This window comes from Streptomyces sp. MNU89, assembly GCF_020982505.1.
Lineage (GTDB): Bacteria > Actinomycetota > Actinomycetes > Streptomycetales > Streptomycetaceae > Streptomyces > Streptomyces xinghaiensis.
In genome coordinates this window covers 988,440-1,001,121 of sequence record NZ_JAJKLL010000001.1, presented here as the reverse complement: position 1 = coordinate 1,001,121, position 12,682 = coordinate 988,440, and the positions used below count along the sequence as shown (strand labels likewise).

At 73.1% G+C, this 12,682-nt stretch carries 11 protein-coding genes; 5 read left to right on the top strand and 6 right to left on the bottom strand.

Annotated features, from left to right (window positions below; all coding sequences use genetic code 11):
- Positions 1 to 32: 32 nt before the first annotated feature.
- A complete protein-coding gene (locus E4N63_RS04350) occupies positions 33 to 1,172 on the bottom strand; it encodes a CdaR family transcriptional regulator (protein WP_125623547.1) in 1,140 nt (379 codons plus the stop codon).
- 86 nt (positions 1,173 to 1,258) lie between these two features.
- Here E4N63_RS04350 and E4N63_RS04345 point away from each other — a divergent pair, with 86 nt between their 5' ends.
- Both E4N63_RS04345 and E4N63_RS04340 read left to right on the top strand, forming a co-directional pair.
- A complete protein-coding gene (locus E4N63_RS04345; RefSeq protein ID WP_230239932.1) occupies positions 1,259 to 2,317 on the top strand; it encodes a ferredoxin reductase in 1,059 nt (352 codons plus the stop codon).
- 7 nt (positions 2,318 to 2,324) lie between these two features.
- Positions 2,325 to 3,443 (top strand): acyl-CoA desaturase, encoded by a 1,119-nt coding sequence (locus tag E4N63_RS04340; protein ID WP_125623545.1) that lies wholly within the window; start codon positions 2,325 to 2,327, stop codon positions 3,441 to 3,443.
- Positions 3,444 to 3,646: 203 nt separating this feature from the next.
- Here E4N63_RS04340 and E4N63_RS04335 read toward each other — a convergent pair whose 3' ends face one another.
- From E4N63_RS04335 to E4N63_RS04320, 5 genes are all read right to left on the bottom strand, one after another.
- Positions 3,647 to 4,342: a response regulator transcription factor gene (locus tag E4N63_RS04335; protein ID WP_230242343.1), complete on the bottom strand. Its 696-nt coding sequence runs from the start codon at positions 4,340 to 4,342 to the stop codon at positions 3,647 to 3,649.
- A 23-nt stretch (positions 4,343 to 4,365) separates the two neighbouring features.
- Positions 4,366 to 5,541 (bottom strand): sensor histidine kinase, encoded by a 1,176-nt coding sequence (locus E4N63_RS04330; RefSeq protein WP_230239931.1) that lies wholly within the window; start codon positions 5,539 to 5,541, stop codon positions 4,366 to 4,368.
- 249 nt (positions 5,542 to 5,790) lie between these two features.
- Positions 5,791 to 7,380, bottom strand: coding sequence for an alpha/beta hydrolase (locus tag E4N63_RS04325; protein ID WP_230239930.1), 1,590 nt, complete (start codon positions 7,378 to 7,380; stop codon positions 5,791 to 5,793).
- A 374-nt stretch (positions 7,381 to 7,754) separates the two neighbouring features.
- Positions 7,755 to 7,889, bottom strand: coding sequence for a hypothetical protein (locus tag E4N63_RS30440; protein ID WP_267134426.1), 135 nt, complete (start codon positions 7,887 to 7,889; stop codon positions 7,755 to 7,757).
- Between the two features lie 294 nt (positions 7,890 to 8,183).
- Complete coding sequence (locus E4N63_RS04320; RefSeq protein ID WP_125621559.1) at positions 8,184 to 8,471, bottom strand: hypothetical protein; 288 nt, start codon at positions 8,469 to 8,471, stop codon at positions 8,184 to 8,186.
- Between the two features lie 17 nt (positions 8,472 to 8,488).
- Here E4N63_RS04320 and E4N63_RS04315 point away from each other — a divergent pair, with 17 nt between their 5' ends.
- Genes E4N63_RS04315 through E4N63_RS04305 form a run of 3 tightly spaced genes read left to right on the top strand, consistent with a single transcriptional unit; the run spans position 8,489 to position 12,644 of the window.
- A complete protein-coding gene (locus tag E4N63_RS04315; RefSeq protein ID WP_230239929.1) occupies positions 8,489 to 9,364 on the top strand; it encodes a hypothetical protein in 876 nt (291 codons plus the stop codon).
- Positions 9,361 to 11,160 carry a hypothetical protein gene (locus E4N63_RS04310; RefSeq protein ID WP_230239928.1) on the top strand — a complete coding sequence of 600 codons (1,800 nt, stop codon included), beginning with the start codon at positions 9,361 to 9,363 and terminating at the stop codon, positions 11,158 to 11,160. The genes E4N63_RS04315 and E4N63_RS04310 overlap by 4 nt, the downstream gene beginning before the upstream one ends.
- On the top strand, positions 11,157 to 12,644 hold the full coding sequence (locus tag E4N63_RS04305) for a hypothetical protein (RefSeq protein WP_125621553.1): 1,488 nt from the start codon (positions 11,157 to 11,159) through the stop codon (positions 12,642 to 12,644). The genes E4N63_RS04310 and E4N63_RS04305 overlap by 4 nt, the downstream gene beginning before the upstream one ends.
- The last annotated feature ends 38 nt before the right edge of the window (positions 12,645 to 12,682 follow it).

Sequence of the window (12,682 nt, the reverse complement as noted above, 5' to 3'; positions counted from 1 at the left end):
TGCGGCTGGCTGGTGGTGACCACCAGTACGCGTCAGCTGGCCCGAAGACCGACCGCCAGCGTCAGTTCGAGGACCCGCTGTGGCGATGCGAGATCCGGGAACAGGTCCCGCAGCTGCGACATCCGGTAGCGGACCGTCTGGGGGTGGACGAACAACGCCGCCGCCACCTCCTCCCGCCTGCCCTGGTGCAGCAGCCAGGCCCGCAACGTCTCCTCCAGCCGCCGTGCGGTCGCGACAGGCAGGGTCCGCAACGGTGCGAGGGCGCGGGCACGCAGGTCTGTGAGCGCGTCCATGTCGGCACTCAGCACCAGCTCCGGCAGGTGCTCCTCGGTGTCGCGGATATCGGAGGAGAGGGACCGGGCGCGTACCGCTCGTGCGTACGAGGCGGACGCACGAGTCCATGGCCGGGCCGGGCCGACCACGGCGGCGCGACCGGTCAGCTGCCGCAGGAGATGTGGCCGGTCGGCATCGGGGACGAGCAGCACACCGGTGGCGTCCGGCAGATCGTCGAGGACGAGGGTGTTCGGGTCGAGCGCGCGGTAGGCGGGCCGGGCCTGGGCGGCGGGCAGCAGGACCGCGGTCAGCGAAACCGGAGGCTGCCAACCGGCCCGCTGAACGGAGGCCAGCAGCATGTCGGGGCTGGCCCCGGCGAGGAGGTCGCGGGCCAGGTGTTCCAGGTGGCGCTCGTGGGCCCTGCCCCGGGCGGCCAGTTCGTCGGCGTGCCCCGCGGCGCTCGCGGCGGAGAGCTCGTCGATGTAGGCGAAGGTCAGCTCGGCGAACTTGGCGACCTCGGCGGCGGGCAGACCCGCCGGTACGGCACCCGCCGCCAGGCATCGCCAGGCCACGCGGGCGCCGACGCGGTAGGCGCTGAGCAGGGCGTCCATCGAACGGCCGTCGCGCACCTCGCCGCGGCCGAGCTCGTAGGCGGCGTCACCGGCGTCGCCGCCCGTGGCCTTCCCGCTCGCGAGGTCCAGGTAGTGCCCCAGGGCGGTGCGGACGGCCCGGCGGATGGTGACGCCCATGTGGCCCGTGAGGGCGTTGGCGTAGGGCGGGACCTCGTCGATGATCGCCTGGACGACCTCGTCGGCGGTGCTCTTCAGCGCGGCCCGAAGTGCGGTGACCGTCGTCTCATCCAGGGCCAGTTCGCTGGCCCTCCGGATTGCATGGCTCATGTTTTTGTTCCCTGCGAACAATCTAGCCGACCAGATTTACGTCCTGCGGTCAGGACTTTACGCCTTGGGCGCAGCAAGCTGGAGTCATGACGAGTGCAGCCCTCCGCAGCAGGGCGTGGAAACTGCTGGAGATGGTCACGACGCCGCTGCTGCCGTCGGACTACCTCGACCTGGTCAGCCCGCTGCGTGCGGGCGCCGACCTGCGTGGGCGCATCGAGGCCGTGCACCCCGAGACGCGCGACGCCGCGACTGTCGTGATCAGGCCGGGACGGGGCTGGCGCGGCCACACGGCCGGTCAGTACGTGCGGATCGGGGTCGACGTCGACGGGGTGCGCCTGTGGCGGGCCTACTCCATCACCTCGCCGACGAACCGCCAGGACGGCCGCGTCACGATCACCGTGAAGGCGATCCCGGACGGCAAGGTCAGCAACCACCTGGTCCGCAGGGCGAAACCGGGCACGCTGATCCAGCTCGACCAGGCGACCGGTGACTTCGTGCTGCCGCAGGCCAAGCCCGCCAAGGTGCTCTACCTGACGGCCGGCAGCGGCATCACGCCCGTGATGGGCATGCTGCGCGACACCGAGCTCGACGACGTCGTCATGGTCCACTGCGCACCACAGCCGCAAGACGTGATCTTCCGCAACGAACTGCACGGCCTGGTCGCGGACAAGAAGCTGCGGCTCACCGAGGTGCACACCGACACGGACGGCATGCTCGACATCGCCCGTCTCGACGAGCTCGTGCCCGACTGGACCGAGCGCGAGACCTGGGCCTGCGGGCCCGCGGGCCTGCTCGACGCCGCCGAAAAGCACTGGGCCGAGCACGGCGTACCGGAGCTCCTGCACACCGAACGCTTCCGCCCCGGTGTCGTCGCCGGCGACGGCAGCGGCGGCGAGGTCACGTTCCGCGCCACCGGCAAGACCGTCGACGCGGACGGCACCACGCCGTTGCTGGACGTCGGCGAGGAGGCCGGCGTGCTCATGCCCTCCGGGTGCCGCATGGGCATCTGCTTCGGCTGTGTCACGCCGCTCACGGCGGGCGCCGTCCGCGACCTGCGCACCGGCGAGATCACCGAGGCCGAGCCGGGCGTCCTCATCCAGACCTGCGTGTCCGCCGCGGCGGGCCCCTGTGACATCGAACGGTAGGAGCATCTTGACCGCCATCGACCCCACCGCCCACCTGACCGCGGAGCAGATCGAGGAGCTCGGCCGCGAGCTGGACGCGATCCGCGACGAGGTGATCGCCGACCGCGGCGAAAAGGACGCCGCCTACATCCGTAAGGTCATCTCGGTGCAGCGCAAGCTCGAGCTGGCCAGCAGGGGCGTGCTCCTGTTCTCGATCTTCCCGCCGGCGTGGCTGCTCGGCACCGCCGGTCTGTCCGTGGCGAAGATCATGGACAACATGGAGATCGGCCACAACGTCCTGCACGGCCAGTGGGACTGGATGCGGGACCCGAAGATTCACTCCACCACCTGGGAGTGGGATCACGTCTCGCCGTCCGAGCAGTGGAAGCACTCGCACAACGAGCTGCACCACGCGTACACCAACGTGATCGGCAAGGACAACGACCTCGGCTACGGCATCATGCGCGTCGACGAGGACCAGAAGTGGTACCCGTTCCACCTCGGCCAGCCGCTGTGGAACTTCCTCAACGCCTGCTTCTTCGAGTACGGCATTGCGGCGTACGACCTGGAGCTCGGCAAGAACCTGCACAAGCGCCGCCGCAAGAACCCGGAGTTCCGCGCACGGGCCAAGGCCGTGGGCCGCAAGATCCGCAAGCAGGTGCTCAAGGACTACGTGATCCACCCGCTGCTGTCGGGCCCGTCGTTCCTCACCACGCTCGCCGCCACGTTCACCGCGAACGTGGTCCGCAACCTCTGGTCCCACTCGGTGATCATGTGTGGGCACTTTCCCGAGGGCGTGCAGGTCTTCGAGCGCCGGTCGATCAGGGGCGAGACGCGGGGCCAGTGGTACCTGCGCCAGATGATGGGCTCGGCGAACATCAGCGGCAGCAAGGCCATGCACTTCATGACGGGCAACCTGTCGCACCAGATCGAGCACCACCTCTTCCCCGACCTGCCGAGCAACCGGTACGCCGAGGTCGCGGTGAAGGTGCGCGCGCTGTTCGAGAAGTACGAGCTGGAGTACGTCACCGGGCCGCTGCCCAAGCAGGTGTTCTCCGCGTGGCGCAAGGTCTTCCGGCTCTCGCTGCCGAACAGGAAGCCCAAGGTCAAGACCCCGGACCGGGAGCAGGAGCTCGTCGCGGCCTGATTCACGGTACCGCCTGATTCGCGGTACCGGTTCGGATCTTCCGGCCGGCCCGGCGGCACCGCCGGGCCGGCGAGATCCGTCACGGCCGGCCCGCTCGTTCAGCCACGGGAGGCCCCGATCTTCCGGACGGCGCTCCGCCGCGGAACACGGGCCGGGCGCCCGGCCTCGGGGACTCACGCGGAGCGGGAGCCACGCCGGTCCCGTCACTCCGGGGGGACGAGCCCCGCCTCCTGCACGAGCAGTGCCACCTGCACTCGGTTGTTGAGGTCCAGCTTGGTGAGGATCGCCGACACGTGGGTCTTGACCGTGGTCAGGCCGAGGTGGTGCCGGGCAGCGATCTCCGCGTTGGTGCGACCGGCGCCGATCTCGGCCGCGACCGTCCGCTCCCGTTCGGCGAGTGTGCCGAGACGACGCCGGGCGGCGTCCCGCCGCGTGTCCCGCCCCGACTCCGCGACGCGCGCGATGAGCCGGCGTGTCACCTCGGGCGAGAGCACGGGGCGCCCCTGCGCCGCGTGCCGGATCGCGACGACGAGCTCCTCCGGCGGGGTGTCCTTGAGGAGGAACCCCGCCGCGCCCGCCCGCAGGGCACGGAGTACGTGGGCGTCGGCGTCGAAGGTGGTGAGCACCATGACCTGTGGGGCGGACGGCCGGCCGCGCAGCGTTTCCGTGGCGGTGAGCCCATCGGTGCCGGGCATCCGGATATCCATCAGCACCACGTCGGGCCGGTGGCGCCCGGCCAGCTCCACCGCCTCCGCGCCGTCGCTCGCCTCGGCCACCACGCGCAGGTCGGGAGCTCCGCCCAGCATCATCCTCAGCCCGAACCGGACCACCGGGTCGTCGTCGGCCACCAGTACGTCGATGACCGGCCGGTCGCCGGCAGGCACGTCGCCGGAGGGCATGTCGCCGGCAGGCAGGGGGCGCGTCACGACGGCCAGGGTAGCCGGAGCCTGACCCGCCAGCCGCCCGAGTCCGTCGGCCCGTGGTCGAGTTGCCCGGTCACGAGCCGGGCGCGCTCCCGCAACCCGCGCAGGCCCGCCCCGCAACCGCCGGGGTGCGACGGCGGCCCCGCCGGTGGCGCGTTCACCACCTCGGCGGTCACGTGGTCGCCGGGCCGCCCGGTGATCCGTATCACCACCAGCGCGCCCGCGGCGTGTTTGCGGACGTTGGTCAGTGCCTCCTGTACGAGGCGGTAGAGCGTGTGGCCCTGTGTCCCCGGGAGGCTCGGGCCGCCGGTCGTCACCCCGGCCTCGTCCCGCAGTTCGACCGGTGTGCCGGCCCGCCGGGCCTCGTCGATCAGCTCCGGGACGTCCTCGGCGCCCGGCGGCGGCAGTTCGCCCACGGGGGCCCGGAGCACCCCGATCACCTCGCGGAGGTCCTGCAGGGCGCGGTGCGCACTCTCGCGGACCACCTCCCCCGCACGCGCCCGGTCCTGGGCCGACGCGCCGCGGTGGTAGGTGAGCGCGCCCGCATGGACGCTGAGCAGCGAGAGCCGGTGTCCGAGGACGTCGTGCATTTCCCGTGCGAGGGACTCCCGCGCCTCCCGCTCGGCGTGCTCGGCCCGGAGCTGCGCCTCGACCTCGGCCGCCGCCACCCGTTCCCGCAAGGACGCGACCAGTGCCCGGCGGCTGCGCACGGACAGCCCCGCCGCCACCGTGGCGAGGTGCCCCAGCCCGATGATGACGAACACCGTGAGCGGCGGGACCGCCGCCTCGGGCCACCGCAGTTGATACCCGCTGAGTGCCGCGAGGCTGATCGCGCAGACCGCGGCCGTCACCCTGGCCGGGCGGTGCACCGCGACGGTGAACAACGCGACGATCGCCGCCGCGGCGGTCGTCTCCGAGAACGAGCTCGCCACGGCCAGGGCGATGCCGACCACGACGGGGTACCGGCGCCGCCACCACAGCGCGAGAAGGCCCAGCGCCCCCGTTACCCAGTCCGCGTACAGGACCCAGGCGGACACCGGCACCGGTTCGTTCGCCTGGTCCACCACCGTGATCACCATCACCGCGGCGGCCGGCACGATCAGGGCGGCGTCGGCCACCCGGTCGCCCACGGTCTCCCGGAGGGTCCGCACCGGGGTCTCCGTCACTGCGCTCACCGGCCCGAGCCTAGTGGTGTGTCCCATGGTCTCCGTGTCCATGCCCGATCGGGGAACGTTCGGCGGGGCTCCGGCGGTCCTGCCGCGCCGGATCGCGGCCGCCGGGCGAGGAGCCCTCGGCCGGCCCCGGTGGGTGTCCGGGATGCCGGCCCCGGGCCCTGGACCGGGCTCGCCGGGCCCTCCGGGTGAGGCCCCGGCGGGCCCGTACACGGCACCACGGCCCGGCGTCCGCGCGTCACCCTGCCCCGCCTACGGGGCGGGCGGCCGGGTGGTGCCGGCGGGTGCGTCGTCGCAGACGGTGCCGTCGGCCGGCAGCTTGCCGTCGATCAGCGCGGCGTCCACTGCCGCGTCGACGCACGGGCCGCTGGTGCGGTAGGAGGTGTGGCCGACGCCCTCGCGGGTGAGCAGGACGGCGCCCTCCAGCCGCTCGGTCATCGCCTCGGCCCAGTGATGCGGGGAGACGTTGTCCAGCCGGCCGCCGACCACCAGGATCGGCGGAGCGCCGGCGCCGGTGAGTTCCCGGGTGAAACGGTCCTCGTTCGGGGCGGGCCACAGCGCGCAGTTGAGCGCGCTGTAGGCGGCCCGGCTGCCGAGCCGTTCACCGCGTGCGGCGATCTTCTTCGCCGCGGCCCGGTGCTCGGACAGGTCGCCCAGGTCCGGCCAGTCGGCACACCGGACGCCGGTGTGCGGCTCCTGGAGGGTCGCGAACGGTCCGCCGAACGGTGCGACGGTGACGAACGAGGCCACGAAGAGCAGGCCCCTGCCGTTGCCCCGCTCCGCGGCGAGCAGACCCGCGGTGAGCGTGGGCCACAGGGTCCGGACGCCCGCGGCGGCCCGCACGGCCTCCAGGGCCATGGCCCCGTCGAGCGTGCCGCCCGGTGAGCCGCCCTCGGTCGGCGGGACCTCCAGCGGCTCCGCCTCCAGTTCGGTGATCAGGCGGTCGAACGCGGCCTCGGGGTCACCGTCGCCAAAGGGGCACGCCTTCACGCCCTCGGAACGGCAGGTCGCGAACCAGGCGTCGAGCGTCTCCTCGTTGGACCGGGAGACCTCGTCCAGGAGGCGCAGCGGGTCGTTCTGCCACAGGCCGGTGTCGACCGGGGCGTCGATCACCATCCGCCGTACCCGGTCGGGGAAGAGCGTGGCGTACATCGGCCCCACCACCGTGCCATAGGAGGCGCCGTAGAAAGTGATCTTCTCCTCGCCGAGCGCGGCGCGCACCTGGTCCAGGTCCCGGGCCACGTTGTCGGTGGACAGGCTCGCCAGGAACTCGTGGCTCTGGTGGTCCAGGCAGCCCTTGGTGAAGGTGCGGGCCTCGGCGAGTAGTTCGCCGAACCGCTTCCCGCCGGGGAGGGACGGGTCGCGGTCCTCGGTCGCCTGCTCGGCCCGCTGCTCGTCGGTGAGGCAGCGCACGGCGCCGGACTCACCGACCCCGCGCGGGTCCACGCCGACGACGTCGAACCGGGCGACGACGTCGGGGGAGTAGGGGCCCTCGCCCTTGGCGGCGTCGATGGACTCGACCGTCTCGGTGGCCGGCACCCCCGGCCCGCCGGGGTTGATGAACAGGCTGCCGATGCGCCGGTCCGGGTCGGTGGCGCGGTGCCGGGTCACGGCGAGCGGGATCCACTCGCCGCCGGGGTCCGTGTACTCGAGCGGCACCTCGACGGTGGCGCAGTCGAAGCCCTTCCCGCACTCCTCCCACTCGACCGGGCCCGGGGCCGGCGCGGGCACGGGCGCGGCCGGGCCGGAGGCCCTCGCCGTGCCGGTCCCGCCGGCGCAGCCGGTCAGGGTCAGCGCGGCGGCGGCCAGCGCCGCGGCCATCCGTAGCGGCGGCGATGACATGCGGATCCGTCGGGGGGAAAGTGACATACCGGCGACGCTAGGCGGGCCGCCCGTCTCCCGGCGTCCGCCGAAGGGTCCGGATCGGCCGACCGAAGGAGGAGGGCGGCCGGCGGCTCCGCCGCCCCGGGGTCCGGGCGGACCTGACGTCCTGCCTGTGAACGCGAGGCCGGTAAGGCGCCGGCGGACCGGGGTGCCGCGAAGGTCGTCACCCGCCCCCGCCCGGCCCCGGCCCCGGCCCCGCCTGGAGGATCTCCTCCGGCCCGGAGCCGGGCACCCGTGATCGCCGCGCCGGTGGGTGTCACGGCCTCGGCGGCCGCAGCACCGACCCGGCCGGGCGCCGGCGAAGGCGCGCGTTCCTCACCGAGCTCAAGAGCTCAGGAGGCGACGAGCTCCAGTCCGAACAGCCCGCCGCCCACGGGGTACGTCTTCGAGCGGCGCCACCCCGAGGCCGCGAAGAGGGCGTCGAACTCGTCGGGGTCCCGTTCCATGCCGTCCGTGATGGCCAGCATCCCGGTGTTCTGTGGACATACGCTGTGTTGCCTCATGTCGTGTTGCGGCTGAGGGAGTCAAGTGGCGTTCGAGTGGCGTCTGTTCTGGGTGGGCGACGGAGGCACTCCGGCAGAAGGCTGGCCCGTGCCCGGCTGGGAGGACTTGGAGGAGCGCGAGCGGGCGCTCGGGCTGCGCGAGCGGCAGCCGATCCTCGTCTCGCCGGATGGCCGGGTCGATCCTCGGCTGAGTGAGTGCCTGCGACGCTCGGCGTTCTCTGCCAAGGCGCAGGGCACGCAGGTCACGTACGCCCCGCTCTACCGGCTGTTCTTCACGTTCCTGTGGCAGCGCGGGCTGGACTGGGACGAGGCGTCGGAGGACGACGTCGAGGACTGGGAGGACTGGCGCCGGCGCGGGGCGACGAATCCGGCGCCGGTCGACGGCGGCACGTGGGCGAAGGAGCAGGCCGCGTTGAAGCTGCTGTACGGCATCGCGGCCCAGCGCGGCCTCGTACCGGCGAACCCGGTGACGCTCACCTCGCCGTCGGACGTGAAGACCTCGGACGTGAAGTGGCTGTCGCCCCGGGCCTTTCGGCTGTGGCGCAAACGTCGGGCTCGGCGGCATGCTGCCAGGCGGCCTGGAGGACGAGGCGTGGCGCGGCCGTTCGACTGGCCGGGATACGGCGTACGCCGACCTGATGTACTCCAGCGGCCTGCGGCGCCGCGAGGGCGGCACCCTGCTGCTCTGCGAGCTGCCGGCGCTCGGGCGACAGAACTACTACGCGGGCCGCGTGGGCCAGGCGGTGGCCAAGCGGGCCGGCTACACCTTCTACGTCGGTCATCCGGCGCTTCAGCGTGTCGAGGGCTACCGGATGAGCACGCGCGCCTTGGCGGTGGCCCGCGCCCGGCGGCGTGGCGTCTACGACCGGTTGCCCGGCCTGCGCATCGTCCAGAGGGTCAGCCGGGCGGGCCGCGTGCAGTGGAAGGGGCGGGACGGGCGTGCGGGCGAGAGTGCGCTGGGGCGGCTGACGGCCGCTGAGCGGATGCGGTTGTTCGTCGAGGGTGAGGACGGCCTGGAGCCGGCGATGCTGTGGCTGACCGAGAGCGGGCTGCCGCTGCGGTACACGAGCTGGACGAAGGTCTTCGAGAGGGCGAGCGACCGGTGCGCGGCCGCGGAGCTCGACGTTTTCGCGACGCCGAAGATGCTGCGGCACTCCATGGCTCTGCGGACGCTGATCGCGCTGCACAACGCGCTGGACCGCCGGCTCGGTCTGACACCGGCCGAGCGCCTGCACTACGAGGAGATGTACGGGCAGGTCTGGCTGATGGTCAAGGACATGCTCGGGCACCGCAGCGAGCAGGTGACGCGGGACGTGTACCTGGAGCCGGTGCGCGGGCTGCAGCTGGAGTCGCTGCTCGGCGACGACGACAACCCCGTGAACGCGGAGAAGATCGCGGAGCTGGCGGCCCGTACGGGTCTGATCCTGGACGCGGCGTGAGCGGGCGGGGGCGCCGGGCGGCGCTGCCGCCGACGGACTACCGCAAGGCGCCGGTGCTGGACGAGGACGGCCTGGTCATCCGCCCGGTCAGCGGCGCCGGGAAGCCGCTGGGCGTGTACGACTTCCGGGACAGCCCCGGCCCCGTCGACTTCCGGCGGGAGCTGGTGGCTGGGCTGGCCGCGCAGGGCCGGGGTTGGGGCAGCGCGGACACCTACCAGACGAACGCCAGCACGCTGCGGCTGCTGTTCAGGGACGCCGCGGCGGCCGAGCCGCCCGTCGCCGCGACCGAGCAGATCACGGTGGAGTGGTGGAAGCAGTGGACCGGCGACATCCACGTCCGCCGGGTCCTGGCCGCGGTCGTACGGCGGGCGCCCGGGCTGCCGGAGGCGACCCGGGTGTTCCTTCAGACGCCGCGGCGTCGGCCGCCGTCCCGGCGCGGACGGCCGCGCAAGCAGGCCCATACCCGGGAGGAACTGCGCCGGATCCGGGACGCGGCCGCCGCGACGGTGCGCGCCGGGCGGCTGCGGATCGCGGCGAACACCGCTGTCCTTCAGCGGTGGCGGGCAGGGGCGATCGAGCGCGGGGAGGGTGACTGGCCCCTCGGTGAGGTGCTGGACGTGCTGGCCCGCGCCGGGGACCTTCCGCGCTACCCCAACAGCGCTGACCACGCGGTGACCGCGTACGCGGAGCGCGCGTGCGGCTTCGAGGGCAACGCCGCCTCGCTGAGCCGGCTCTTCGCGACGCCGGCGGAAATCGGGGCGGCGGCCGTGCTGCTGATCGTGCAGGAGGCGTGGAACCTGTCGGTGCTCAAGAAGATGGACGTGCCCACCTGGTGGCCGAACGCGGACCGCGAGGACCCTGCCGTGCACCAGGTCGACACGGACAAGGCGAGGCGTGGCCGTCGCCGGCACGCGAGCAACACGCTCGTCGACGTCGGCGAGGGCTCCAGCGGCCGTGCACTGCGGCACGTGCTGGAGCTGACCGCGCCGGCCAGGACCATCCTGGAGACGCTGGGCCGTCCCACGACGAAGCTCCTGGTCGGCCACCGAGGCCTCGGCGGAAGCGAGAATCTGCGCGACCACGCGCTCGGTGCCGCTCTGGACGGGGCGATCCGGCGCTGGCAGCAGCAGGTCCGCGCCGGCGGCGTCGACTTGCCCGCCCGGGTGAACTCCCAGGCACTGCGCCACAGCGCGCAGGCGCACCACGGTCGGGCCCGCAACAACACCCAGGCCACCCACGAGCGCGACTACCAGCTCCAGGACGAAGACGTCCGCGCCGCCTCGCGCGGCGCGGTGGAGCTCGGGCTGGCCCAGGCTCTTGCCTCCGCCCGGCAGACGGTCGCCATGCGCCTGGTCGCGGAGGCCGACGCCGAGGGCGAGGTGAGTGCCGAGCTCGTGGCCAAGGAGGCCGGGATCGACGTGGAGGTGGCGCGCCGGATCGTGGCCGGCCGACTGCGCACCCCGGTTGCCTCGTGCGCGGACTTCCTCAACTCCGACCACAGCCAGGCCGGGATGCCGTGTGCGGTGTCGTTCCTGCTGTGCTTCGCCTGCCGCAACGCGGTGGCCACCGGCCGCGACCTGCCCCGCATCGCCTACCTGCACCAGGCGCTGGAGTCCCTGCGGTCGGCCGTGACGTCGGCGGTGTGGGCTGCGGACTGGGCGACGCCCCACGCGCGGATCGGCGACTTCCTGACCACCTACACCACCACCGACGCGCGGCCCCAGCTGGTCGCCGCCGTGGCCGACAGCGAGCGGGAGCTGATCCACGCGATGCTGGAACGGAGACTCGACCCGTGAGCGCGTCCTCGCCCGTCCCCGTAGGCCCGGACGTCGTCGACCCGGCCCCGGACGCCTTCGTCCTCCCGTTCAACCGACTGCGGCCCGGCTTCGATCCGGAGCAGCTGCCGCGTTTCCGTGATCTGGCCTGGCGCCTGGCGCTGATCAGTCCCAGGGAGTCGAAGCGCTCGCTGGTCATCGACTGGAGCCGCTGCCCCGCCGGGTTGCGGCCCGGCTTGATGCGCGCGGCCTTCGCCGAGCTGAACATCCCCACCCCGGCCGTGCTGCTCCAGCAGCGGGCCGCGCGCTCCACCACTCAACCGGGCACGCTGCGCCACAACTTCCAGATCTGGATCCGCTTCGCCTCCTGGCTCGACGGACGCGGCATCACCGAACTCTCCCAGGTCACGACCAATGATCTGGAGGCCTACGCCGAGCACCTGCGCCCGCTCGGCCGCCGGTGGCGCACCGACGCCAAGGCCCTGTGGGTGATCTCGCGGCTGTGGGCCTACGCCCCCTACCTGCCCGAGAGCGACCGGCTGGTCATGCCGCCGTGGGAGGACCCGGCCGCGGTCATGTCCGACTTCCTCGGCACCAACGACGACACCCCCAACGGCGAGAACAGCGTCGCGATCGTGCACCCGGCCGTCATGGGCCCGCTGCTGGTGTGGGCGCTGCGCACGGTCCTGGACCTGTCCCCAGACATCCTGGCCGCCGCCCGCAAGCACCGCCGACTGCTCGCCGCCATCCCCGCCCGCGCCCCACTCGGCGGCGCCGAGGCCGCGGTGGCCCACCTGCGCGGCCTGCTCGCGGCCGGCGAGAAGCTGCCCTCCAGCGGTGCGCCCGGCGCCACCGCCGTGCGCGCCCGCTACGGCGGGGCGCTGCCGCCGATGGCCAACACCTTCCTGGCCGGCACCCTCGGCGTCACCACCTCCCAGGTCGCCCGCGCCCGCCGCATCCTGTCCGACGAGCTCACCCCGGCCAGCTTCGGCCCCGCCCCACTCCTCGACCTTCCGCTCGCCGCCCGGATCGGAGCCGCCCGCTGGCGAGAGCAGATCGGCTTCGACGACGTGGACGTTCTGGTGCTGCACCTGTCCACAGCCGCCCTGATCTGCTGCGCCTACCTCTCCGGCATGCGGCCCGAGGAGGTCCTGGCCCTGCGCCGCGGCTGCTGCACCCGCGTGGAGCGCGAGAACGGCACCGTACGGTTCGAGGTCCGCAGCCGGCACTTCAAGGGAGTGCTGGACGAGGACGGCAACGCGATCGGCGAAGGAGAGGAACGAGCGGACCCGTGGATCGTGCTGGAACCAGTCGCCCGCGCCATCGCCAACGCCGGGAACTCGAAGACGGCGAGCAGCTGTTCACCCGCACCCTCTACCGGTACGCCAAGGGCACCTGCATGCCCCGCACCGGCCTGTCCTCCGACAGCGCCGTGTAACGCATCCGCGCCTTCACCGCCTGGGCCAACCAGCTCGCCGCCGCCCACGACCGGCCCCACGAGCTGATCCCGCCCGATCCCGACGGCGCCGTCACCCTGCGCCGC